The following is a 23969-nucleotide window of genomic DNA, read 5'->3' as shown; positions in this document are numbered from 1 at the left end:
CTCGGTCCCGTACCCCCGCACGGCCGGCCGCTAACGGTCACCGGGTTAGCTTCTCGGGGGCGGCGGGTATCGCCGGACCGGGCCGGTGGAGCGCGGTACGCACCGGCCGGCGGACACCGGCGGAGACGGCTCCGCCGAAGTTGATGTTTACTCCTCGGGGGGTCGGGAACCCGCCGCCCGTGCGACGGGACCACGAGCGGGATCGGTGCAGGTCAGCCCGGGTTTACCCGGATGCTGGCCGGATCCCGTCGGGCCTGTACGACGCGGTCCTGCTGGACCGGGACGGCACGCTGATCGAGGACGTGCCCTACAACGGCGACCCGGAGAAGGTCCGGCCCGTGCCGGGCGCCCGGGAGGCGCTGGACCGGCTGCGCGCGGCCGGCCTGCGCCTGGCCGTGGTGAGCAACCAGTCCGGCCTGGCCCGGGGCTGCTTCACCGCCGACGACCTGCGCCGGGTCAATGCCCGGGTCGAGGAGCTGCTCGGGCCGTTCGACAGCTGGCAGATCTGCCCGCACGGCGAGCCGGACCGCTGCCCCTGCCGCAAGCCCGCCCCGGGCCTGCTGCACGCCGCCGCCCGGGTGCTCGGCACCACCCCGACCCGCTGCGTCATGGTCGGCGACATCGGCGCCGACATGACCGCCGCCGCGGCGGCGGGCGCGGCCGGGATCATGGTCCCCACCGCGGCCACCCGGTCGGCGGAGGTGGCCGCCGCGCCGACCGTCGCGGTGGACCTGCCGGACGCGGCGACCGAGATCCTGCGCCGGATGCATTTGGTGGCCGCCCCGGCGTCCCGACCCCGGCGGGGCACCGTCCTGGTGGCGCGCAGCGACGCCGCCGGGGACGTGCTGGTCACCGGCCCCGGCATCCGGGCCATGGCGGCCGGAGCGGAACGGGTGGTACTGCTCTGCGGGCCACGCGGCCGGGCGGCCGCCGAACTGCTGCCCGGCGTCGACGAGATCATCGAGTGGCCGCTGCCCTGGATCGACGCCCCGGCGCCGCCGGTCGACCCGGCCGAACTGGCCGACCTCACCGGCCGGCTCGCCGCCGTGCACGCGGACGAGGCGGTCGTCTTCACCTCGTTCCACCAGTCGGCGCTACCGCTGGCGCTGCTGCTGCGGATGGCGGGCGTCGCCCGGATCAGCGCGATCAGCGACGACTACCCGGGCGCCCTGCTGGACGTGCGGCACCGGGTACCCGTCGGGGTGCCCGAACCGGAGCGGGCGCTCTCCCTCGCCGCGGCGGCCGGCTTCGCCCTGCCCGCCGACGACGAGCCGGGGTTGCGGCTGCGCACCGACCGGCTGCCCGCCGCCCCGGTCGAGACCGGCGCGCCGGGCTACGTCGTGCTGCACCCGGGCTCCTCGGTGGAGACCCGCGCCTGCCCGCCCGAGCTGGCCACCCGGATCGTCCGGGTGCTCGCCGCCGCCGGCTATCGGGTGGTGGTGACCGGCGGCCCGGACGAGCGGGAGCTGACCGCCCGGGTGGCCGCCGCGGGCGGCATCGACCTGGGTGGGCGCACCGGGCTCGCCGAGCTGGCGGCGGTCGTCGCGCGGGCGGGCGCGCTGGTGGTGGGCAACACCGGCCCGGCGCACCTGGCCGCCGCGCTGAACGTGCCGGTGGTCAGCCTCTTCGCGCCGACCGTCCCGTTCGGACAGTGGGGGCCGTACCGGGTACCGACGGTGCGGCTCGGCGACGCCGGGGCGGACTGCCGGGACACCCGGGCCACCCGCTGCCCGGTCCCCGGGCACCCCTGCCTCTCCGCCGTGGAGCCGGGGCGGGTGCTGGAGGCGCTGCGGCTGCTCGGGGTCCCCGCCGACGCGCCGGAACCGGTCGGCGCGGTCCGGGTGACCGGTGGGGTGGTCCGATGAACGTCCTGGTCTGGCACGTGCACGGATCGTGGACCACCTCGTTCGTGCACGGCAAACACCGGTACCTGGTGCCGGTCACCCCGGACCGCGGCCCGTACGGCCTCGGCCGGGCGCGCACCTACCCATGGCCGGACACCGCCGTCGAGGTGACCCCGCAGGAGCTGCGCCGCGCCGACGTGGACGTGGTGCTGCTGCAACGCCCGGAGGAGTTCGACCTGGCCTGCGAATGGCTGGGCCGCCGGGTGGGCCGGGACCTGCCGGCGATCTACGTCGAGCACAACACCCCGAAGGGCGACGTGCCGAACACCCGCCACCCGATGGCCGACCGGGACGACCTGCTGCTCACCCACGTCACCCACTTCAACGAGCTGTTCTGGGACAACGGCGGCACCCGCACCGCCGTGGTGGAGCACGGGGTGGTCGCCCCGGCCGCCGAGTGGACCGGCGAGCTGGACCGGCTGGCCGTCGTCATCAACGAGCCGGTACGCCGCTGGCGGGTCACCGGAACCGACCTGCTGACCCGCTTCGCCGAGATCGCTCCGCTGGACGTCTACGGCATGGGGGTGGCCGGGCTGGCCGATCGGCTCGGGCTGCCTCCGGAGCGGCTGACCAGCCACGACGACGTGCCACAGCACGCCATGCATGCCGAGCTGGCCCGGCGGCGGGCGTACCTGCACCTGTGCCGGTGGACCTCGCTCGGGCTGAGCCTGATCGAGGCGATGGCCATCGGCATGCCGGTGGTGGCGCTGGCCACCACCGAGGCGGTGGCGGCGGTGCCGCCGTCCGCCGGCGCCCTCTCCACCCGAATGGACGTGCTGCTGGAAGCGGCCCGGACCTTCGTCGACGACCCGTCGGCCGCCCGCCGGGCGGGTGCCGAGGCCAGGGCCGCCGCCCGCAACCGCTACGGCCTGGAGCGTTTTCTCGCCGACTGGGACCGGCTGCTGGAGGAGGAAGTATGCGCATCGCGATGATCTCGGAGCACGCCAGCCCGCTCGCCGTCCTCGGCGGGGAGGACGCCGGCGGCCAGAACACGCATGTCGCGGAGCTCTCCGCCGCGCTCGTGGCCGCCGGTCACGACGTGCGGGTCTACACCCGGCTCGACGCCGTGGACCTGCCCGTCACGGTCCGCGCCCCGGACGGGTACGACGTGGTGCACGTGCCCGCCGGGCCCGCCGAGCCGGTCGCCAAGGACGACCTGCTGCCGTACATGCCGGCGTTCGGGGAGTGGCTGGCCGAGCGGTGGCGCGCCGGCGACTGGCAGCCCGAGGTGGTCCACGCGCACTTCTGGATGAGCGGGCTCGCCGCGCTCGCCGCCGGGCGGCGCACCGGGGTGCCGGTGGTGCAGACGTACCACGCGCTCGGCACCGTGAAGCGGCGGCACCAGGGCGCGCAGGACACCAGTCCGCCGGGCCGGGTCGGGCACGAGCGGAAGCTGGGCCGCTCCGTCGACCGGGTGGTCGCCCAGTGCCAGGACGAGGTCGCCGAGCTGGTCCGGATGGGGGTGCCCCGGTCCCGGATGACCGTCATCCCGTCCGGGGTGAACCTGTCCACGTTCGCCCCGCTCGGCCCGGTCGCCGAGCGGGAGGGCGGCCGGGCGCGCATCCTCACCGTCGGCCGGCTGGTGGAACGCAAGGGCTTCCAGGACGTCATCCGGGCCACCGCGCTGGTCCCCGACGCCGAGTGCGTGGTGGTGGGCGGCCCGCCGGCCGGGCTGCTGGAGACCGACCCGTACGCGCTGCGGCTGCGCGCGCTCGCCGAGTCGTGCGGCGTCGCCGACCGGGTCAAGCTGATCGGCGCGGTGCCCCGGGAGGAGATGGGTCGCTGGTACCGCTCGGCGGACGTGCTGGTCGCCGCCCCCTGGTACGAGCCGTTCGGGCTCACCCCGCTGGAGGCGATGGCGTGCGGCGTGCCGGTGCTCGGCACCGCCGTCGGCGGGCTGGTCGACACGGTGGTGCCGGGGCGGACCGGGGACCTGGTGCCGGCCCGGGACCCGGCGGCGCTCGGCGCGGCGATCCGCCGGCTCCTCGGCGACCGGATCCGTCGCTTCGCGTACGCCACGGCGGCCCTGGAGCGGGCCCGGACCCACTACTCCTGGTCGGGGACGGCTGAGCGGCTGGCGGAGCTCTACGGCGCGGTGGCCACGGTGCGCCGGCCCACCCGGGTGGTCGCCTGATGGCGGCGCCCGGGCCGGCGGTCGGCGGCACCGTGCTGGAGGACCACCTGACCCGGCTCGCCGCCGCGCTGCTGCCGCTGCGGCAGTCGGAGCTGCTGCTGGCCCGCTGGGGCGGCGAGCTGGCGAACCGGCTGGCCGGGGGCGGCCGGCTGCTGGTGGCCGGCAACGGCGGCAGCGCCGCCGAGGCCCAGCACCTCACCGCCGAACTGGTCGGCAAGCTCCGCGACGACCGCGAACCCCTGTCGGCCATCGCCCTGCACGCCGAAACCTCCGCCCTCACCGCCATCGGCAACGACTACGGCTACCAGCAGGTCTTCGCCCGCCAGGTCCGCGCCCACGGCCGACCCGACGACATCCTCCTGCTCATGTCCACCAGCGGCACCAGCGACAACCTCCTCACCGCCGCCCACGCCGCACACGACACCGGACTGCGCTGCTGGGCCTTCACCGGCCCCGCACCGAACCCACTGGCCGAACTGTGCCACGAGACCCTCGCCATCGAGTCCCCGGACAGCCAGGTGGTGCAGGAGCTGCATCTGGTCGCCACCCACGTGCTCTGCGAGTACGTCGACCGGGCCCTGCCCGCGGCGCTCGCCGCCCGGCCGGCGGCCGGTCCGGTGCGCACCGGCGTCGAGGTGGTGCTCGGGGACGCCCCCGACCGGGAGGTGCGGGCCCGATGAGGAGGTCGAGCATGGCAGGACCCGTGGTGGTGCTCGGTGACACCCTGCTGGACCGGGACGTCGAGGGGACGGTGAACCGGCTCTGCCCGGACTCCCCGGTCCCGGTCCTCGACGAGAGCACGTACGTCGACCGGCCCGGGGGCGCCGGCCTGGCCGCGGTCTTCGCCGCCGCCGGCGGCGCGGAGGTCGCGCTGGTCACCGCGCTCGCCGACGACGCCGGCGGGGCCCGGATCGGCACCCTGCTCGCCGCCGCCGGGGTGCAGCTGTACGGGCTCCCGCTGGCCGGCGCCACCCCGGAGAAGATCCGGCTGCACGCCCGGGGCCGGGTGCTGCTGCGGCACGACCGGGGCGGCCCGGCCGGCGAGCCGGGCGAGCCGAGCGAGGCGGTGCTGCGGCTGCTCGCCACCGCCTCCGCCGTGCTGGTCAGCGACTACGGCCGGGGCGTCGCCCGGCACCCGGCGCTGCGGGCCGCGCTCTCCGCCACCCGCGCTCCGGTGGTCTGGGACCCGCACCCGCGCGGTCCGGCGGCGGTGCCCGGGGCGCAGCTGGTGACCCCGAACGAGTCCGAGGCGCGGGAGCTGGCGAAGCTGCCGCCCGGCGGGTCCCGGCTGGTCACCGCGTCCCGGGGGGCGCAGACCCTGCGCCAGCGCTGGCGGGCCGGCGCGGTCGCGGTCACCCTGGGCGGGGACGGCGCGCTGCTCTGCCACGCCGGCTCCACCCCGCTGGTGGTGCCGGCCCCGGCCGCCGAGGGGGACACCTGCGGGGCGGGAGACCGGTTCGCGGCCGCGGCCACCCTCGCCCTGGCCCAGGGCGCGCTCGTCTCCGAGGCGGTGCAGGAGGCGGTCGCCGAGGCGTCCGCGTACGTGGCCGGCGGGGGAGTGGCGACCGCGCTGCCGGCGCCCGTGCGGACCGCCTCCCCGGTGGTGGTCAGCGCCGGCGGGGACCGGATCGGCGCGGCCGCCGCCGGTGCCGTGGTGGCCCAGGTACGCGCGGCCGGCGGCACGGTCGTCGCCACCGGCGGCTGTTTCGACCTGCTGCACGCCGGGCACGTGGCGACCCTCGAGGCGGCCCGGCAGCTCGGCGACTGCCTGGTGGTCTGCCTCAACTCCGACGCCAGCGTGGCCGGGCTGAAGGGACCGGCGCGCCCGGTCGTGCCGCAGGGCGACCGGAGCCGCCTGCTCGCCGCGCTGAGCTGCGTGGACGCCGTGGTCATCTTCGACGAGCCGACCCCGCACGCCGCCCTGTCCTGGTTGCGCCCGGACGTCTGGGTCAAGGGCGGTGACTACGCCAGCGGCGGCGGCGAGGAGACCCTGCCGGAGGCGGAGATCCTGGCCCGCTGGGGCGGGCACACGGTGGTCGTGCCGTACCTGGACGGCCGGTCCACCAGCGACATGATCGCGGCGGCCCGCGCCGGTCGCGGCTCGGCCGGCTGGCCCGCCGCGGCGGTCCTGGCGGAGGCCGGGCGCCGGGAGGCGGTCACCCGGTCCACGGCGGAGGGAGCGCAATGAGCGAGCGGATCGTCCGGCTCGGCGCGGTCGGGCCTCGTGCCGTCGCCGCCCGGAGGGAGGCGGCGGCATGAGCACCAGTGCGGCACCTGGGGCCGGACCCACCGTCCTGGTGACCGGCGGGTCGAGCGGGCTGGGCGCGGCGGTGGTCACCGCGGTGGCCCGGGCCGGCGGCCGCCCCCTCGTGGTGGACCGGCACCGCCCCGCCGACGGGGTGCCGTGGGTCGAGTGCGACCTGGCCGACACCCGGGCCGCCGAGGTGGCCACCCGGGACCTGGCGGAACGCTCCGGCGGCCTGGACGCCGTGGTCACCGCGGCCGGCATGGACGTGCCCGGCAAGCTGATCGACGTCCCGGCCCAGACCTGGGAGCGGATCGTCGCGGTGGACCTGCTCGCCACCGTGGCGGTGATCCGGGCCGCGCTGCCCTACCTGCAGGCGTCCCGGGGGAGCATCGTCACCGTCGCCTCCACCCTCGGCGTCAAGGCGGTCAGCGACGCCACCGCCTACTGCGCGGCGAAGTTCGGGGTGGTCGGCTTCACCCGGGCGCTCGCCGCCGAACTGGCCGGCGCGGTCGGGGTCACCCTGCTGATCCCGGGCGGCATGCGCACCGCCTTCTTCGACGAGCGGGACGCGCAGTACCGTCCCGGGCCGGACGCCGCGCTCAACGAGCCCGCCGACACCGCCGCCGCGATCATGTTCGCCCTCTCCCAGCCGGCCGGCTGCGCCGTGCGGGAGATGGTGGTCTGCGCCGACCAGGAGTCGTCGTACCCGTGATCCTGGTGCTCCGGGCGCTCGGGGTGGGCGACCTGGCCACGGCGGTGCCGGCGTTGCGTGGCCTACGGGCCGGCTTCCCGGACCGGGAGCTGGTGCTGGCCGCCCCGGCCTGGCTGGCCCCGCTGGCCGACCTGGTCGGCGCGGTGGACCGGGTGCTGCCCACCGCCGGCCTGGACCGCCTCGCCTGGTCCGGGCCGCCACCGGAGGTGGCGGTCAACCTGCACGGCCGCGGCCCGCAGTCGCACCGGCTGCTGGCCGCCGTCCGGCCGCACCGGCTGCTCGCCTACCGCAACGCCGAGGCCGGCCACCCCGACGGCCCGGCGTGGGACGACGACGAGCACGAGGTCCGCCGCTGGTGCCGGCTGCTGCACGGGTACGGACTGCCGGCCGACCCGGCGGACCTGGCGCTGCGCCGCCCGCCCGCTGCGGGGGCCCCGGCCGGCGCCACGGTGCTGCATCCGGGCAGCAAGATCCCCGCGAAGCGCTGGCCCGCGGAGCGCTTCGCGACGCTGGCCCGGGCCCTGGCGGGCCGGGGCCACCGGGTGGTGCTCACCGGCTCCGCCGAGGAACGGGAGCTGGCCGGCCGGGTGGCCCGGGACGCGGGGCTGCCGCCGGAGGCGGTGCTCGCCGGTCGGACCGGTCTGACCGAGCTGGCCGCGCTGGTCGCCGGCGCCCGGCTGGTGGTCAGCGGGGACACCGGCGTCGCCCACCTGGCCACCGGGTACGGCACTGCCTCGGTGGTGCTCTTCGGTCCGGTCCCGCCGGCACACTGGGGGCCGCCGCCGGACCGGCCCCGGCACCGCGTGCTGGGCGTCACGCGCCGCCCGCGGAGCGACCGGGATTGGGCCGCCGCCGGCGGGGTAGGAAGCGACCCGATATTGGCGGCCATCCCGGTCGACGAGGTGCTGGCCGCGGCGGACGAGGCGGAACGGGCGGTGCGGGTCTCCGGTGCGATTGCGGCGTAGTGATCCGGGCGGGCCGGGGTACGGACGCCGGCGGCGCGGTAAGGGCTGGCTCTTCGTCGATCCGAAGGGCGAGCCGGTGCGCGACCCCGACGAGCTGGCCCGGCTGGGCGAGTTGGTCATCCCGCCGGCCTGGCAGGACGTCTGGATCTCGCCGTATCCGAACGGGCACATCCAGGCCACCGGGGTCGACGCGGCCGGCCGCAAGCAGTACCTCTACCACCCGGCGTGGCGGCAGAAACGCGACGAGGCCAAGTTCGACCACGTGCTGGAGGTGGCGCAGCGGCTGCCGGTGCTGCGCGAGCGGGTCGGCCAGGACCTGACGCTGGGCGGGCTGCGCCGGGAGCGGGTCCTCGCCACGGTCACCCGGCTGCTGGACATGGGGACGTTCCGGGTCGGCAGCGACCAGTACGCCACCGGCGACGACCCCACCTTCGGCGTGGCCACCCTGCGCCCCGAGCACGCCCGGTCCCGGGGCGGCTGCGTGGTCTTCGAGTTTCCGGCCAAGGGCGGCATCGAGCAGGTCCGCCGGATCGAGGATCCCGAGCTGTGCCGGGTGCTGACCAACCTGCGTCGCCGGCGGCGGGCCCAGGAGCGGCTCTTCGGCTACTGGGACGGCCGGGCCTGGCGGGACGTCCGCAGCGACGAGGTCAACGACTACCTGCGCGACGCCAGCGGCGGGGAGATGACGGCCAAGGACTTCCGTACCTGGCACGCCACCGTGCTGGCCGCCACCGAGCTGGCGACGGCGGCCGGGCAGCGGTCCGCGACGGCCCGCAAACGGGCGGTGGCCGCCGTGATGCGGTCGGTCGCCGAGCTGCTCGGCAACACGCCCACCGTGGCGCGGACGTCGTACGTGGACCCGCGGGTGGTCGACCTCTACCACGACGGGGTGGTTGCCCCGGTGGAGCCCGAGATGCCGCGGGAGGCGGTGGAGAAGGCCGTCCTGGTGTTGTTGGAGGAGGCCTGACCGGCCCCGCCGCGAGTCCTGGGGGAAGTACGACGGGGCCGGAAACCGGCGTGGCCGTCGAGGGCCGGTGGTCGGGGCGCGTCCGCCGCTGCGGGCGCCGGCACCGGGCGGTCGCCCGCGACGGAACTGTCGCGGGCGCCTCGCCACGGCCCCCCGATACCAGTGGGCCGCGCCGGTTTCCCGGCCGTCGGCCCGCAGTCAGTATTGCGGCTCGGAGTTGACCACGGACGCCGCACGGTTGACGATGCGTGCCTGTTCGAGATGCCGCCCCCGGTACGCCTGAGGCGTCTGTTCGTACGCGGCCCGGAACGCCCGGCTGAAGTGCGCCTTGTCCCGGAAGCCCCAGCGGCCGGCGATCATCTGGATGGGCCGGTCCCGCAGGGCCGGGTCGGCGAGGTCGCGGCGGCATCGCTCCAGTCGCTGGTCCCGGATGTACGCCGCGACCGTGGTGTCCTCGGCCTCGAAGAGCCGGTGCAGTGACCGGACCGAGATGTGGTGTGCGTCGGCGATCGACTGCGGGCTCAGCGTGGCGTCCCCGAGGTGCTGGCGGACGTGGGCGCGCACCTGGGACAGCAGCGCCCGCCGGCGGACCTCGGTGGGCACCGCGTCCTCGGACATCAGGTGCCGGCCGAGCAGCATGGAGACCAGGTCGAGCCCGGTGGCGGCCAGCCGTTCCGCGTCCACCGCGTGGTACTGCTCGGGATGGCTGGTGAGCCGGATGAGGTAGTCGGCGAGCAGGGCGCCGATCCCCTCGTTGCCGGACATCCGGCCGGCGAACAGCGGGGCGAGCCGGCGGTGCGGCAGGGGCAGCGCGTCGTACGGGATGAGGGCCACGATGGAGCTCGCGGGCTCGCGCCCGTGGTCGTCACCGTGGTGGCTGAGCTCCTGCGGGCGGGCGCAGTCGTAGAAGGTGAAGTCGCCGGGGCGGCAGACGCCGCGCTGCCCGTCCTGGTCGGCGATGCCGGTGCCGGCGAGGGTCAGCGCGAGCAGGTAGTAGTCCGCGTCGGAACGCTGGATCAGCTTCCGGGTCCGGACCCCGTCCAGTGAGGGGTAGCGGTGGCGGATCAGCTGTACCGGGCCCAGGTCGAGGAACTCGGCCCGCGCGACGAAGTCGTCGGCGTGCTCGGTGCGTATCCGCATGAGCGCGGGCGTGGCGGCGAGCATGTCCAGCCACAGCCCGAAGCGGTCCGTCGCCGGCACCTGCTCGGTGTCGAAAATCTGTCGGTTGATCCTCGCGTCCATGCAGCGACCCCCGTGGTTCGTCACCCCCCATCCTGGACGACGCCCCACGCGGCGGCGAAGCGGCCGTCGCGGGGCGTCCGATATCCATCATTGACGGGGGTGACCTCGTTTGTCACGGCTCACCGGCGGCGCGGCCGGCGTCCGAGGTCGGGCGCGGGGGCCGCGCCCGCGGATCAGTCGTTGAGCACCTGCGCGAGCCGGTCCCGGAAGCGCCGCTCCGAGTCGCTCACCACGTCGCCGCCGAGGCCCAGCAGGCCGCCGGTCGAAGCGGCGCTCACCACCTGCTCGGCGACCGCCACCAGCCAGTGCCGGTACGCCCCGGCCTGCCCCTCGTCCACCTTCCCGGCCAGCAGGGCGGACGCCTGGCGGGCCCGGGCCAGCACGTCGTCGATCATCGCCTGCGGGTCGGCCGGCTCGAGCACCGGCAGCTCCGCGCCGGCCTCCGGGTCGCCCACCCGGGTGACGACCTCGCCGGCGACGGCCGCCACCAGCGGGCTGGCCGACTCCCGCCCGGCGGCGATGGTCTCCAGGCCGGCGGCGTTCTCGGCCATGGTGCGCTTGGTGCCGTCGGACTCGGCCGCGCTCGCCGCGGTGAGGACCGCCTGCGGCAGCCCGACCAGCAGGCCCCACTCCTCGTCGGAGAAACCGAACCCCGTGTACGCCGGCTGCTCGATCACGATCAAGCCCCTTTCGCCGTGGTCGTCGTTGTCGACGGGCACCGCCTCGGTGCCCGGGTCAGGCTAGTCGAGCGTCAGCAGGCCCTGTTCGGACACCACACGCACGGAGAGCGTCTTGTAGCCCACCTCGTCGAAGAGCACCGTCATCCGGTCCTCCTCGTAGCTCAGCACCAGGCCCGGGCCCCACTCGGGGTGCCGTACCTGGCTGTGCACGGGAAACGGCCCGACCGCCCGGGCGTCGGCGACGCTGGTCCCGGCGTGGCAGTTGTCGCAGTGCCCGCAGACCTCGTGCATCTGCTCGCCGAAGTAGGCCAGCAGCGCCTGCCCGCGGCAGCCGGTGGTCTCGGCGAAGGCGCGCATCATGTCGGTCCGCGACCGGGTGACGGCCTGCTGCCGTTCCGCCTCGGCGAGCGCCGCCCGGCCGGACTTGGCGGCCGTGGGTGCGTACCGGGGGGCGCCGACGTGTTGGCGGGGGCGCGGTTCGGCGGCGCCGATCTGCTCCAGCAGGGAGAGGTACTGCCCGAGCTTGCGCGGGCCGAGGCCGGTCAGTTCGCGCAGCTCCTTCTTGGTCCGGGCCTGCTTGCGCAGCAGCGCGGCCAGTTCCCGCAGCTCCTTCTCGTCGGGCAGGCCACCGGTGAAGTAGCGCTGCAGGCCGATGTCCTCGGCGCGCCAGAGCAGCAGCACGCGGGCCGGCTCGCCGTCCCGGCCGGCGCGGCCGATCTCCTGGAAGTAGCTGTCCGGCGAGTCGGGCAGCGCCATGTGCACCACCCAGGCGATGTTCGGCTTGTCGATGCCCATCCCGAACGCGGACGTGGCCACCATGATCGGCACCTGGTCGGCGAGGAACGCCTCGTGCAGCTCGTTGCGCGCGTTCGTCGGCATGCCGCCGTGGTAGTACTGCGCCGGGAAGCCCGCCTCGGTCAGCCGCTGCGCCAGCTCCTCGGCCGCCCGCCGGGTCGGCACGTAGATGATGCCGGGCCGCTCGTCGTCGCGGAGCAGGGCGATCAACCGCCGCCACCGGTAGTCGTCGGTCGGGCAGTGTGCCACCTCGAGGAAGAGGTTCGGCCGGTCCAGCCCGGAGACCACCACCTCGGGGTCGCGCAGCCGCAGCCGAGCGACGATGTCGTCGCGGACCGGCGGGGAGGCGGTGGCGGTGAGGGCCACCACCGGCGGTCGCCCGATGCCCTCGATCAGGTGCCCGAGCGCCAGGTAGTCCGGGCGGAAGTCGTGTCCCCAGGCGGAGATGCAGTGCGCCTCGTCGATCGCCACCAGGGCGGGCCGCAGCGACCGGACCTCGGCCATCCGGTCCGGGTTGCTCAACGCCTCCGGGGTGATGAACAGGAACTCGGCCCGACCCTGGCGGACCTCCTCGATCGCCGCGGCCTGCTGGGCGGCGTTCTCGTCCGAGCTGATCCGGACCGCCCGCAGCTCGGGCCGCTGCCGTTCGTTGAGCGCCGCGATCTGGTCCTGCTGAAGGGCGAGCAGCGGGGAGATGACCACCGTCGGGCCGGGGATCAGGCTGGCCGGGATCTGGTAGATCGCCGACTTGCCGGCGCCGGTGGGCAGCACCACCAGGGCGTCGCGGCGCTTCATCACCGCCCGCATGGCGGCCAGTTGGTTGGGCCGGAGCGTGGTCCAGCCGAAGAGGCTCCGGGCCGCGCGGCGCAACGTCGTCGAGTGCGTGGTCAGTCTCATCAGTGGCCGCAGGTACCCCCACCGATCACCGGCGAAACGACCGCTCCCGGGTCGGTTCAGCTCATCCGGAACACCGGGCCGCGCGGCGTGAACGGCAGCCGGGCGGCGCGCGGCACCAGGAACGCGTGGTCGCGGCGGATCCGCAGCACGTCACACTCGCCGTCGGTGATCACCAGGATCGGGCCGTCCGCCGGGAAGTCGTCGGCTGCCTCCAACAGGCGTACGCCGGGTTGCAGCACGGTGCCGCCGCGGCCGCGTACCCGCACCCGCCCGGCGATCTCCGCCACCGGCAGGTAGCCGGCGTCGTACGCCACCGCATCGCAGAACACCACCCGGGCGGCGGGCACGTCCCGGGCCGTCGCGTACCCGGCGACCGCGCCGAGCGCCCGCCCCATCAGCCGGACGCTCATCGACCCCGAGGTGTCCAGCACCACGCCGAAGGTCGGCCGGCGCTCCTCGATCTCGGGCCGGTGCCAGCCCGGACGCGGGATGCCCGGGGTGGCCGCCTGCCGGCGCGACGGTCGGGCGTACGAGCGCAGCCGCTCCCGCGCCGGGAAGCGTTCGTCGAACCAGCGGGCCAGCTGCACGTCCCACGGCGGCGGGGGCTCGTCGAGCACCCGGATCTCCGCGACCAGCCCGGCCGGGAGCAGCCCGCGCCCGGACGACTCGTGGTACGCCAGCCCACTGGTCAGCGCCCGGCGGTAGTACTCGTCCAGGTCGACCCCGCGCCCGGCCTCGCCCGGCCCGGGGACGCCGTGGCCGAGCATGTCGCCGCGCCCCGGGCCGCGCAGGGTGGCCAGCTTGCGATACCGGCGCAGGTCGGTGGCGAGCCTGTCGTAGACCGCCTCGCTGGACAGGCCGCGCAGCTGCGGGTCGTACAGCAGGCCGTCGGGCATCTCGCCGACCGCCATCTCCACCAGCCACCCGTTGATGACGTAGTCGGTGGCCACGTTCCACAGGTAGGGGTCCCGGTGCGCCACCCGGTCGCCGTGCCGCAGCGCCGCGTGCAGCATCTCGTGCGCCAGCACGAAGCGGCACTGCGCCTCGGGCAGCACCCGCAGCGGGTTGACGTAGATCTCCCCGGCGTGCGCGTCGACGGCGGCGACCGCGATGTCCCAGGAGCGGGCCAGCTCCACATCGGCGATGATGCGGAACCCGGCGGCCAGCGCCCCGAGCAGCGGGTACGACGAGACGAACCAGCGCCGCGCCCGCTCCCAGGGGTTGTCCCGGGCCACCCCGCCCGGCCCCGGCTTCGGCGCGCCCGCCGCCGCCACGGCCGCGCTGGCCGCCGCCGCCAGCCCCACCGCGAACCGCTCCGGCCAGGTCTGCCACCGGGTGCCGGCGGGGTTGGCGGCGGCCCACCGCTGGGCCGGCGGGATCCGGTGGACCAGGTCCCCGCCGTGCCCGCCGACGCCGCAGTCCAGGTACTGCGGCGGCACCCCGCGGTGGCGCCACTCGGCGGCCAGCCGCTCCTCCGCCGTGTCCGGCAGCGGGCCGGGCAGCAGGTGCGGCGGCCGGCCGAGCTTGGCGTCGAGCTGGAAGCGGGCCACCGCCACGCAGGCCGCGACCGCGGCGGCCTGGTCCGTCCGCGCGGCGCGGTCCGGGTCGAGGTGGCCGAAGCCGAGATGCAGCAGGCAGTGGGCGATCACCCACCACCACTCCTCGGTGTCGGCGCGCCGCCGCCGGTCGACCACGATCTCCCCGTCGCCGGCCACCCGGGCCCAACCCTGCCCGTTCGCCAGTTCCTCGTCGTCCCGCCAGCGGAACCGGGCGCGGGGGTACCCGTCGGTGAGCAGTGGCTGGAACATCGGGTGCCCGTACGCCCGCTTCTCGGCCTCGTTGAACGCCTGCTCGTTGGGGTCCGGCCGGCGGCCGGCGCGGCGTCGGGTCGCCATCGGTCAGGCCCGCGCCGCGACCAGGCGGGGCAGGTCCCGGGTCACCTCGACCAGGAACCAGGCCGGCAGCACCGGCATCCCGTCGTCGTCGGTGGCCATGACGAGCTGGGCGCACTCCAGGGAGATCTCGGCCAGCTCGACCAGCAGTCCCTTGGCGCGCATCGCGAAGTCCCGCACCGCGGGGGAGGCGTGTTCCCGGGAGGCCGGCAGTTCCTTGACCAGTCGGGCCCGGAACGCCTCGGCGAAGAAGTACAGCAGGTCGCGGTCGTGCGGGGCGCGCGGCCAGCCGGCGTCGCCGCGCACGATGGCGTCCAGGCCGTAGCGGTGGCGCACGGTCTTGACGTACGCGGCGAAACCGGCCGCGTGCTGCCCGGTGAGCGTGCCGCCGGCCAGCAGCCGCACCGTCGCCTCGTCGACGTCCTCGCCGAAGGAGTGCAGGGCGTCGGAGAGCATGTGCCAGCTGCGCGGGGTGGAGAAGGGCTCCTCGGTCTTGGGCGGGGCGACCCAGAGCTGGTCCGGGCGCTCGGTGAGGTAGTCCAGCACCCACGGGTGCACCCCGGCGCCGGCCGCCCAGGCCAGCCAGTCCGTGACGGAGGCGCGCAGGTGCACGTGCACCAGTCGGTTGACCAGCGCGGACGCCATCGGCCGGGCGAGTGCGTTGTCGGTGGCCCGGTTGCCGGCGCCGATCACGATCGAGCCGGCGGGCAGCTCGTACGAGCCGATGCGGCGGTCGAGGATGAGCGAGTAGAACGCCTTCTGCACCTCCGGGCTGGAGGAGTTGAGCTCGTCCAGGAAGAGGCAGTACGGCTCGTCGCGGGCGATCGACTCCGGCGGCGCGAACCGGCTGCGCCCGTCGCGCAGCTCCGGCACGCCGATCAGGTCCTCCGCGGCGAGCTGGGTGCCGACCAGCGTCACGCAGGGCAGCCCGAGCGAATTCGCGAAGGCCCGGACCAGGGAACTCTTGCCGATGCCGGGCGGTCCCCAGACAAAGACGGGCCGGACCACCGCCACGTGCAGCAGCAGCGTGGGCAGGTCGGCCGGGGTCACCGTGAGGGCGGAGTGCACGCCGACCATGATCGGAAGGAGGGGCGGTGGTCCGCACCCGAATATCGGGGCCGCCGGGCAGGCCGGATCAGCGCAGCCGGGGCAGCACCTCGCGCTGGTAGAGGTCGAACAGGCCCGACCAGTGCGGCCCGGTGTTGGCGACGTAGAGCTCGTCGAAGCCGGCCTTGGCGTACTTGTCGATCATCTCCAGGTGCGCGTCGGCGCTGTTGCCGCAGACGAACGACTCCTTCATCATCTCCGGCCTGACCAGCTGCGCGGCCTGCGCGAAGTGGCGCGGCGAGGGGAGCACCTGGGACAGCTCGCCTGGCACGCCGGCGTTCGGCCACTTCTCGTACGCGATCCGCACCCCCGCGTCCTCGCTGTCGGCGTACGCCGCCTTGAAGCCGGCCTGGCACGGCTTGTCCCCGCCGCCGCTGTCCCGGAACCGGCGGACCATGTCGGCGTCGGGCATGGTGCTGATGTAGCCGTCGCCGATCCGGGCGGCCAGCTCGATCGACTTCGGACCGAAGCCGGAGACGTAGATCGGTGGGGGCGGGTCCGGCAGCGTGTAGATCCGGGCGTGCTCGACGGTGTAGTGCTTCCCGTGGTGGTTGACGAAGTCCCCGCGCCACAGCGCCCGGATCACCTCGACCGCCTCGGCCAGCATCTCCAGCCGGACGTCGGCCTGCGGCCAGGCGGCGCCGAGGATGTGCTCGTTCAGCGCCTCGCCGCTGCCCACCCCGAGCACGAACCGGCCGTCGTGCAGCACCGCGCTGGTGGCCGCGGCCTGGGCGATCACGGCCGGGTGCAGGCGCATCGTGGGGCAGGTGACCGCGGTGGTCACCGGCAGTCCGCAGACCTGGCTGAGCGCGCCGATGGTGGACCAGACGAAGGGACTCTGGCCCTGCGCGTCGACCCACGGGTGGTAGTGGTCGGAGATCCACAGTGCCTCGAAGCCGGCCCGCTCCGCGCCGCGTGCCTGTTCCAGCAGCTCCGCCGGGGTGTACTCCTCGCTGGACAGAAAGTAGCCGAGCCTCATCGTTCCCCCTCGCCGCGTCCGGGTGCCGGGCGCACGCCCGGACAACGATCGCGGTACCCCCGGGGGACGCGGCCGCAACGCCGGTCAGCGCCGGAACATCGCCCGGATGGCGATCAGCAGGAACAGGCCGCCCACCACCAGGCCGAGCAGGCGTACGCCGGGGATGTCCGCGGCGGTGGTGGCGTCGGCGAGCAGCGCGGGGTGCATGGTCGCACTCTCCCACGGGGCACCCGGGTCCGCCAGCAGCTAACAGTAAGGATTGTTGACTATTTAGGGAGGCGGGTGTGACCATGTCAGCACCGCCGGGGCGGCGGACCTGGGGAAGACGGGGGTAGGACGGCGCATGAGCGAGCGGATCGTGGGAGCGGACCCAGACCTGGCGGGCCTCGCCGCCGCCGTACTGCAACCCGGGTTCGTCGGCACCAGCCCGCCGCCATGGGTGCGCCGCTGGCTGGGCGAAGGGCTCGGCTCGGTGGTCCTCTTCGCCCGCAACATCGTCGACCACGACCAGCTCGCCGCGCTCACCGCGACGCTGCGGGCCGAGCGCCCCGACGTGATCGTGGCGATCGACGAGGAGGCGGGCGACGTCACCCGGATCGAGTCGGCCCGGGGCAGCTCCCGGCCGGGCAACTTCGCCCTCGGCGCGGTCGACGACCCGGCGCTGACCGAGGAGGTCGCCCGCGACCTCGGCACCGAGCTGGCCACCGTGGGCGTCACCCTGGACTACGCCCCGGACGCCGACGTCAACTCCAACCCGGCCAACCCGGTCATCGGGGTCCGCTCGTTCGGCGCCGACCCGGCCCTGGTGGCCCGGCACACCGCCGCCTGGGTACGCGGGCTCCAGTCGGGCGGCGTGGCCGCCTGCGCCAAGCACTTCCCCGGCCACGGCGACACCCGGGTCGACTCCCACCACGACCTGCCCCGCATCGGCGGCGACCGGGCCCGGCTGGACGCGGTCGAGCTGGCCCCGTTCCGGGCCGCGGTGGCCGCCGGGGCGCAGGCGGTGATGACCGGGCACCTGCTGGTGCCGGCGCTCGACCCGGAGCTGCCGGCCACGCTCAGCCCGCGCATCCTCGGCGGACTGCTCCGCGACGAGCTGGGCTTCCAGGGGGTGGTGGTGACCGACGCGGTGGAGATGCGGGCGGTCGCCGACCGGTACGGCTTCGCCGGGGCGACCGTGCGGGCCCTGGCCGCCGGGGCCGACGCGATCTGCGTGGGCGGTGAGCGGGCCGGCGAGGCGGACGCGGTGGAGCTGCGGGACGCCATCGTGGCCGCGGTCGTCGCCGGGGAGCTGCCGGAGGAGCGGCTGGCCGAGGCGGCCAAGCGGGTCGGCCAGCTCGCCGCCTGGACCGTCGCGGCCCGCGCCGGCCGGCCGGTCGCACCCCGCGGCACCGGCTCGCCGATCGGGCTGGCCGCCGCCCGCCGGGCGCTGCGGGTGGTCACCGGCGCGGCGGGGCTGCTGCCGCTGGCCGGCCCGGCGCACGTGGTGGAGTTCGCGCCGCCCCGCAACCTGGCCATCGGCGACGAGACCCCGTGGGGGATCGCCGCGCCGCTGGCCGACCTGGTGCCCGGCACCACCACGGCCCGGTACGCCGACGGCGAGGTGCCGGCCGACCCGGCGGCCGGATCGGCCGGCCGCCCCCTGGTACTGGTCGTGCGCGACCTGCACCGGCACGACTGGATGCGGGACGCGGTGGACCGGGCCCTGGCGTCCCGCCCGGACGCGGTGGTCGTCGAGCTGGGCGTGCCCGTCCTGGTCACCGGCGCGGTGCACCTGGCCACCCACGGCGCCACCCGGGCCGCCGCGTACGCCGCCGCCGAACTGCTCACCGGGGCCCGCTGACCCCGGCGGGATCAGGGCTTCGGGACCACCAGGTCGGCGTACCGGGGGTGCCGGTCGATGAACGCGGCCATGAACGGGCACTCCGGCACCACCCGGTCGCCGCGCTCGCGGATCTGGTCCAGGGTGCCGCGGATCAGCGCCGAGCCCACGCCCATGTTCCGGAACCGGTCCTCCACCTCGGTGTGCGTGAAGACCAGCACCGCGCCGCTCGGCGGCAGGTACGCGGTGAACCCGGCCAGCGCGTCGTCGACCAGGATCTCGAAGCGGCGCTCGGCGGGGTCGTCCTCGACCAGGAAGCTCACCCGGCCATTGTCTCCCCGGGACCGGCCAGCCGGTCCAGTTCGGCCAGCAACCGGTCCACCTCGTCCACGGTGTTGTAGTGGTAGACGCTGGCCCGGACCGCGCCGCCGCTGTCCCGCAGCCCCATCGTCTGGAAGTACTCGTAGGCGTAGTAGTCGCCGGAGGAGAGACAGAAACCGGCCGCGCCCAGCGCCGCCGCCGTCTGTGCCGGCGACGACCCGGCCACCCGGAACGACACCGTCGGGCAGCGCCGGACGGGGGAGCCGTACACGGTGACGGCCGGGTGGGCGGCCAGGCCGGCGAGCAGCCGCTCGAAGACGACCTCCTCGTGCGCCTGGGCGGCGGCCAGGCCGGCGACGACCCGGCCCCGGCGGCCGCCCGTCGCGTCCGGGTCCAGGGTGGCCAGGTGGTCCACCGCGGCGGCCACCCCGGCGAGCAGCGGGAAGCTCGGCGTGCCGTACTCGAACCGGTCCGGGACCACGTCGGAGGAGGGGAGCAGCTTCGCCGGGCGCAGCGCCGCCCACCGGGCCGGGTCGGCGACCATCGCCGCCAGATGCGGACCCGACCACTTGTACGCGCTGGTGACCAGGAAGTCCGCGCCGAGCGACGCCAGGTCGGTGGGGCCGTGCGGCACCGCGTGCACCCCGTCCACGCAGACCAGCGCGCCGGCCGCGTGCGCGGTCTTGGCGATCGCCGCCACGTCCGGCGCGGTGCCGATGGCGTTGCTGCCGGCCGTCACCGCCACCAGCCGGGTGCGCTCGGAGACCAACTCCTCGTACTGGCCGGCGGGCAGCTCCCCGGTCACCCGGTCGAACTCGGCCCACCGGACGGTCGCGCCGGCCGCCGCGGCCGCCTGCACCCACGGCCGGACGTTCGCGTCGTGGTCCAGCCGGGAGACCACCACCTCGTCGCCCTGGCGCCAGGTCGCGCCGAGCGTCCGGGCCAGGGTGTACGTCAGGGCCGTGGCGCTCGGCCCCAGCACCACGCCCCCCGGGTCCCCGCCGACCAGGTCCGCCACCGCCGAGCGGGCGGCGGCAACCAGGTCCAGCGACCGCCGGCCGGGGACGAAGGCGCTGCTCCGGTTGCCGATCGCGGCGCCCATCGCGGCGGCGACCGCGTCGATCACCGGCCGGGCGGTCTGGGTGCCCCCGGCGCCGTCGAAGTGGACGAAGCCCTCGCTCAGGGCGGGGTACGCGGCCCGGGTGCGGGCGATGTCGAACGGCATGCCGGGACCCTAACGTGCCCGGTGGCGATCACCGGCGGGCACCGGCCTGGCCCGCGTCTCGTACCCTGGTCCAGGTGACGAACCGACGCGTTTCCCCCTCGTTGACCCCCGTCCGCCGCGCCGCCGGCCTGCTGGCCGGCCTCGCGCTCGGTGCCGCGCTGCTGGCCGGTTGCAGCTCGGAGGGCGCCTCCACCGACTGCGGCCTGGACGCCTGCACCGTCACCTTCGACCGGGGCGTCGAGGCCAGCGCCACCATCCTCGGCGTCGAGGCGAAGCTGGTCGGCGCCCAGGGCCACCAGGTCACCGTCGAGGTGGCCGGGGAGCAGCTCTCGCTCACCGTCGGCCAGCAGGCCACCGAGGCCGGCGGCTTCCAGGTGAGCCTGGACAGCGTCACCGACCAGCAGGTCGTCATCCGGGTGGCGCGCAACCCCAACAGCTGACCCGCAGGCCGGGGCGGCGGTGGCCGACGTTTGGAAATCTTCGCATCCGGAGATTGTGGCGCCATGTCACTCACCGGGAACGCCGAAGCCACCGCCGCCCAGGCCGCGAAGAGCAGGTGGCTCGAACTGTTGACCCGGGCCGGATTCATCGGCTACGGGATCGTGCACCTCCTCTTCGCCTGGCTCGCGCTCCAGATCGCCTTCGGCAAGTCGGGGGAGGAGGGCAACCAGAACGGCGCTCTGCGGACCCTGGGCGCCCAGCCGCTCGGCAAGTTCCTGCTGGTCGCGATCGCCGTGGGGCTGTTCGCCATGGCGCTCTGGCAGGCGTTCGAGGCCGTGATCGGGCACCGCTTCCTGCGCGGCAAGGAGAAGCTCTTCGAGCGGATCGCCTCCGTCGTGCGCACCATCGTCTTCGTCTGGCTGGGCTGGACCGCGATCAAGGTCTTCCAGGACGCCAGCGCCAACGCCGCACAGCAGCAGCAACAGCTCTCCGAGAAGCTGATGGCCGCCACCGGCGGCCGCTGGCTGGTCGGGCTGGCCGGTCTGGTGCTCGCCGCGGTCGGCATCGGCATGGTGATCTACGGCCTGAAGAAGAAGTTCGAGCGGAATCTCAAGACCGGGCAGATGAGCCCGAGGACGCACACCCTGACCCGCCGCCTCGGCATGGCCGGGTACGCCGCCCGGGGCGCCGTCTTCGCCGTCACCGGCCTGCTGATCGTGGTTGCGGCGGTCCGGTACGACCCGGAGAAGGCCCGGGGCCTGGACGCCGCCCTGCGCACCCTGCGCGACCAGTCGTACGGGCCGGTGCTGCTGACGCTCATGGCGCTCGGCATCGCCGCCTTCGGGATCTACTGCTTCCTCCAGTCCCGGTACCGCCGCGTCTGATCCTGGTCGATATCCGGTCCGGCAGGCACCATTGGGCCTTTGCCCGATTCGCGCCGGCTGGAGGGAGAACGTCCGTGCGGAGCTACCTCGAAACGGCCGCCGCCGCGCTCGTCGCGGCGGCGGTCGCGCTGTTGCTGGTCGAGGTGGTGCACCGGCTGGCCCGGCGGCTCGGCCGGCGTTCGCTGCTGATGACCGAGCTCACCGATCACTCGCACCGCCCCTTCCAGGTGGCCGCGACCGTGCTCGCCGTGCAGTTCGGCGTCCGGTTCACCACGCGCTACGCGGTGGGCAGCCCGTGGCGGCAGCTCGTCCTGCACGTCCTGGTGCTGGCGCTGATCGCCGCGGCGGCCTGGCTGCTGGCCTCGCTCCTGGTGGTGATCGAGGACACCGCGCTCGCTCGGTTCCGGGTGGACGTGCCGAACAACCGGCACGCCCGGCGGGTGCGGACCCAGGTGGTGATGCTGCGCCGGCTCACCATCGCGGTGGTGGTCATCCTGGCCGTGGGCGTGATGCTGATGACCTTCCCCGCCGTCCGCGGCATCGGCGCCGGCGTGCTGACCTCCGCCGGTGTGGTCGCCGCGGTCGCCGCCCTCGCCGCGCAGAGCCTGCTGGGCAACGTCTTCGCCGGCATCCAGCTCGCCTTCAGCGACGCGGTACGCCTCGACGACGTGGTCGTGGTGGAGGGGGAGTGGGGCCGGATCGAGGAGCTGACCCTCAGCTACGTGGTGGTGCAGATCTGGGACGACCGCCGGTTGATCCTGCCCACCTCGTACTTCACCAGGACCCCGTTCCAGAACTGGACCCGCACCGAGGCGGCGGTGCTCGGCACCGCCGAGTTCGACCTCGACTGGGCCATCCCGGTGCAGGCGATGCGGCAGGAGCTGCGCCGCCTGGTCGAGTCCAGCGAGCTGTGGGACGGCCGGGTCTGCGTGCTCCAGGTGACCGACGCCACCGGCGGCACGGTCACGGTGCGCGCCCTGGTCAGCGCCGCCGACGCGGGCAGCCTGTGGGACCTGCGCTGCCTGGTCCGCGAGCACCTGGTGGCCTGGGTCCGCGACCACCAGCCGACCGCGCTGCCCCGGACGCGCGCCGAGGTCGGCGACGCCTCGGGCGCGCTGCCCTGGCAGGCGGTGCGGTCGCGCCGGCCGGCCCGGCGGCTGCCCGACACCGAGATGCCGGACGACGCGCGGCTCTTCGGTGGCAGCGAGGACGGCGAGGCGCGCAGCGAGGTCTTCGTCGGCCCGGACGAGCCGGTCGACTCCCGCCGCTGAACCCAACCCCTCCGGAGCCCCCGGTCGCCCGCGTGGCGCCGGGGGCTCCGCGCGTCCGCCGTCGTGACCTCGCCGGGGGCGCGGCCGTTGCACCTGCCGGACGGGATGGGCACCCCGACCCGGGGAGATTCGCGCCTGGTGCGTTTGGTCCGCGCGTTCCGGGGGACCTGCTGCGCACGCCCCGGTTCCGGTCCGCCCCGGCGGCCGGACGTCCGGTGGTGCTCCGCGCAGGATTGACGGGCGGCGACTCCGGGCATACAGCGCGGTGATGATGAAAGGAGGACAGCATGGCTGACGTCGCGAGTCGCAGCACGTCCCGGAACGGGAGCGAGCCGTCCACCGCCGAACTGGTGCAGCGGGCCACCGAGCAGGTCTCCCGCCTGGTGCGGGACGAACTGGCCCTGGCCCGGGCGGAACTGACCAAGAAGGGCAAGCACGCGGGGATCGGGATCGGTCTGTTCGGCGGCGGCGGGGTGATGGCCCTCTACGGCGCCGGCGCGCTGGTCGCCGCGGTGATCCTGCTGCTGGCGCTGGTGATGCCCGCGTGGCTGGCCGCCCTGATCGTGGCGGTGGCGCTCTTCCTGCTCGCCGGGATCTTCGCCCTGGTCGGGAAGAAGCAGGTCAGCCGTGCCGTCCCGCCGGTGCCGGAGGCGACGGTCCGCAGCGTCCGGGCGGACGTGGACACCGTCACCGCCGCGGTGAAGGACGGGAGGCGGGCATGACCGGCAACGGGACCGGGGACGTGGCGGCGCTCCGCGAGGAGATCCGCCGGACCCGGGTGGAGCTGGGTGAGACGATGGAGCTGTTGGCCGCCAGGGCCGACGTCAAGACCCTGCTCCGGCAGTCCGCCGAGCAGGCGAAGGCGCGGATGCGGGAGCAGGCGGCGCTGACCATGGCCCGGATGCGCGGGCGGGCGGCGGCGAAGGCCCGGCGGGTCCGGGCGCAGGCGTACCGGAAGGGCGGGGCGGTCGGGCGCAGCCCGCTGCCGTGGGCGGCCGTGGCGGCCGGCGCCGTGGCCACCGCCGTGGTGCTGGTGATCGTGCGGGGGAGGCGCAGGTGAGCAACAGGATCGGCAAGGCCGCCTACAAGCCCGTCGGGGTGCTCCTCGGGCTGGCCGCCGGCACGGTCGCCGGAGTCATCTTCCGGCAGGTCTGGAAGGTCACGGCGGGCGACGGCGAGGCGCCCAGCGCCACCGACGAGGACCGTGGCTGGGGGGAGATCCTGGCCGCCGCGGCGCTGCAGGGCGCGATCTTCGCGGTCGTCCGGGCCGCCGTGGACCGGAGCGGGGCGGTCGGCGTACGCCGGCTCACCGGCCACTGGCCCAACTGATCCGCGGCCTGCGTCGGCCCCTTTCCCGCCATGGGTAAGGGGCCTTTCGCACGGCCCGGCCGGTCCGGCCAGTGGATCTGCCGCAACCGTCAGGTCACATGTCGGAGAAATTCGTCCGGTAGGCTGTGCGAAGTTTTTGCGTACGTGGTTTGCT

Annotated in this window: 24 protein-coding genes; 15 read left to right on the top strand and 9 right to left on the bottom strand. The window is 75.3% G+C overall.

The features are described from left to right. The first annotated feature begins 179 nt into the window (after positions 1-179). From Q2K19_RS00225 to Q2K19_RS00190, 8 genes are all read left to right on the top strand, one after another. Positions 180-1865: an HAD-IIIA family hydrolase gene (locus tag Q2K19_RS00225; RefSeq protein ID WP_446839720.1), complete on the top strand. Its 1686-nt coding sequence runs from the start codon at positions 180-182 to the stop codon at positions 1863-1865. Then, on the top strand, positions 1862-2836 hold the full coding sequence (locus tag Q2K19_RS00220) for a glycosyltransferase (RefSeq protein ID WP_302766554.1): 975 nt from the start codon (positions 1862-1864) through the stop codon (positions 2834-2836). Before Q2K19_RS00225 ends, Q2K19_RS00220 begins: the two co-directional genes overlap by 4 nt. Continuing rightward, positions 2821-4038 carry a glycosyltransferase gene (locus Q2K19_RS00215; protein WP_302766551.1) on the top strand — a complete coding sequence of 406 codons (1218 nt, stop codon included), beginning with the start codon at positions 2821-2823 and terminating at the stop codon, positions 4036-4038. Before Q2K19_RS00220 ends, Q2K19_RS00215 begins: the two co-directional genes overlap by 16 nt. Continuing rightward, positions 4038-4718, top strand: a complete 681-nt coding sequence (locus tag Q2K19_RS00210; RefSeq protein ID WP_302766548.1) for a D-sedoheptulose-7-phosphate isomerase — start codon at positions 4038-4040, stop codon at positions 4716-4718. The genes Q2K19_RS00215 and Q2K19_RS00210 overlap by 1 nt, the downstream gene beginning before the upstream one ends. Positions 4719-4729: 11 nt before the next feature. Continuing rightward, on the top strand, positions 4730-6226 hold the full coding sequence (locus Q2K19_RS00205) for a PfkB family carbohydrate kinase (RefSeq protein WP_302766546.1): 1497 nt from the start codon (positions 4730-4732) through the stop codon (positions 6224-6226). A gap of 67 nt (positions 6227-6293) precedes the next feature. After that, positions 6294-6998: an SDR family oxidoreductase gene (locus tag Q2K19_RS00200; RefSeq protein ID WP_302766544.1), complete on the top strand. Its 705-nt coding sequence runs from the start codon at positions 6294-6296 to the stop codon at positions 6996-6998. Then, positions 6995-7963, top strand: a complete 969-nt coding sequence (locus Q2K19_RS00195) for a glycosyltransferase family 9 protein (protein WP_302766542.1) — start codon at positions 6995-6997, stop codon at positions 7961-7963. Before Q2K19_RS00200 ends, Q2K19_RS00195 begins: the two co-directional genes overlap by 4 nt. Next, positions 7947-8930, top strand: coding sequence for a DNA topoisomerase IB (locus tag Q2K19_RS00190; protein ID WP_302766540.1), 984 nt, complete (start codon positions 7947-7949; stop codon positions 8928-8930). Before Q2K19_RS00195 ends, Q2K19_RS00190 begins: the two co-directional genes overlap by 17 nt. A 198-nt stretch (positions 8931-9128) precedes the next feature. Here the strand turns inward: Q2K19_RS00190 and Q2K19_RS00185 are convergent, their stop codons facing one another. The 7 genes from Q2K19_RS00185 to Q2K19_RS00155 form a co-directional block, all read right to left on the bottom strand. Then, complete coding sequence (locus Q2K19_RS00185; RefSeq protein ID WP_302766538.1) at positions 9129-10172, bottom strand: AraC-like ligand-binding domain-containing protein; 1044 nt, start codon at positions 10170-10172, stop codon at positions 9129-9131. Positions 10173-10345: 173 nt separating this feature from the next. Beyond that, entirely contained in the window at positions 10346-10849 is a 504-nt protein-coding gene (locus tag Q2K19_RS00180; RefSeq protein ID WP_302766536.1) for a hypothetical protein, read from the bottom strand. A 63-nt stretch (positions 10850-10912) separates the two neighbouring features. Next, positions 10913-12544 (bottom strand): RecQ family ATP-dependent DNA helicase, encoded by a 1632-nt coding sequence (locus tag Q2K19_RS00175; protein WP_302766534.1) that lies wholly within the window; start codon positions 12542-12544, stop codon positions 10913-10915. A 56-nt stretch (positions 12545-12600) separates the two neighbouring features. Beyond that, the gene (locus Q2K19_RS00170; RefSeq protein ID WP_302766532.1) at positions 12601-14439 is read right to left on the bottom strand and encodes a vWA domain-containing protein; all 1839 of its coding nucleotides are present in this window, start codon (positions 14437-14439) and stop codon (positions 12601-12603) included. A 3-nt stretch (positions 14440-14442) separates the two neighbouring features. Then, complete coding sequence (locus Q2K19_RS00165) at positions 14443-15486, bottom strand: ATP-binding protein (protein WP_368046165.1); 1044 nt, start codon at positions 15484-15486, stop codon at positions 14443-14445. A gap of 85 nt (positions 15487-15571) precedes the next feature. Then, on the bottom strand, positions 15572-16522 hold the full coding sequence (locus tag Q2K19_RS00160) for a TIGR03557 family F420-dependent LLM class oxidoreductase (protein ID WP_302766529.1): 951 nt from the start codon (positions 16520-16522) through the stop codon (positions 15572-15574). 84 nt (positions 16523-16606) lie between these two features. Further along, on the bottom strand, positions 16607-16729 hold the full coding sequence (locus tag Q2K19_RS00155; RefSeq protein ID WP_255352235.1) for a hypothetical protein: 123 nt from the start codon (positions 16727-16729) through the stop codon (positions 16607-16609). Between the two features lie 136 nt (positions 16730-16865). Here Q2K19_RS00155 and Q2K19_RS00150 point away from each other — a divergent pair, with 136 nt between their 5' ends. Further along, positions 16866-18365, top strand: a complete 1500-nt coding sequence (locus Q2K19_RS00150; protein WP_302766526.1) for a glycoside hydrolase family 3 protein — start codon at positions 16866-16868, stop codon at positions 18363-18365. A gap of 11 nt (positions 18366-18376) precedes the next feature. Here Q2K19_RS00150 and Q2K19_RS00145 read toward each other — a convergent pair whose 3' ends face one another. Beyond that, positions 18377-18667, bottom strand: a complete 291-nt coding sequence (locus Q2K19_RS00145) for a GNAT family N-acetyltransferase (RefSeq protein WP_302766523.1) — start codon at positions 18665-18667, stop codon at positions 18377-18379. After that, positions 18664-19890, bottom strand: a complete 1227-nt coding sequence (locus Q2K19_RS00140; RefSeq protein WP_302766521.1) for a cysteine desulfurase-like protein — start codon at positions 19888-19890, stop codon at positions 18664-18666. Before Q2K19_RS00140 ends, Q2K19_RS00145 begins: the two co-directional genes overlap by 4 nt. Before the next feature lie 74 nt (positions 19891-19964). Here Q2K19_RS00140 and Q2K19_RS00135 point away from each other — a divergent pair, with 74 nt between their 5' ends. From Q2K19_RS00135 to Q2K19_RS00110, 6 genes are all read left to right on the top strand, one after another. Next, entirely contained in the window at positions 19965-20330 is a 366-nt protein-coding gene (locus Q2K19_RS00135; protein ID WP_302766519.1) for a hypothetical protein, read from the top strand. A gap of 63 nt (positions 20331-20393) precedes the next feature. Continuing rightward, a complete protein-coding gene (locus Q2K19_RS00130) occupies positions 20394-21215 on the top strand; it encodes a DUF1206 domain-containing protein (protein ID WP_302766516.1) in 822 nt (273 codons plus the stop codon). Positions 21216-21289: 74 nt separating this feature from the next. Beyond that, positions 21290-22486 carry a mechanosensitive ion channel family protein gene (locus Q2K19_RS00125; RefSeq protein WP_302766514.1) on the top strand — a complete coding sequence of 399 codons (1197 nt, stop codon included), beginning with the start codon at positions 21290-21292 and terminating at the stop codon, positions 22484-22486. 287 nt (positions 22487-22773) lie between these two features. Next, positions 22774-23208: a phage holin family protein gene (locus Q2K19_RS00120; protein WP_302766513.1), complete on the top strand. Its 435-nt coding sequence runs from the start codon at positions 22774-22776 to the stop codon at positions 23206-23208. Then, on the top strand, positions 23205-23546 hold the full coding sequence (locus Q2K19_RS00115; RefSeq protein WP_302766511.1) for a DUF3618 domain-containing protein: 342 nt from the start codon (positions 23205-23207) through the stop codon (positions 23544-23546). Before Q2K19_RS00120 ends, Q2K19_RS00115 begins: the two co-directional genes overlap by 4 nt. Then, positions 23543-23815, top strand: coding sequence for a DUF4235 domain-containing protein (locus Q2K19_RS00110; protein ID WP_302766510.1), 273 nt, complete (start codon positions 23543-23545; stop codon positions 23813-23815). Before Q2K19_RS00115 ends, Q2K19_RS00110 begins: the two co-directional genes overlap by 4 nt. Positions 23816-23969: the final 154 nt, after the last annotated feature.

Source organism: Micromonospora sp. NBRC 110009 (assembly GCF_030518795.1).
Classification (GTDB): Bacteria; Actinomycetota; Actinomycetes; order Mycobacteriales; family Micromonosporaceae; genus Micromonospora.
Note: the sequence above shows the minus strand (reverse complement) of the source record. Positions and strands in the feature narration are given on the sequence as shown.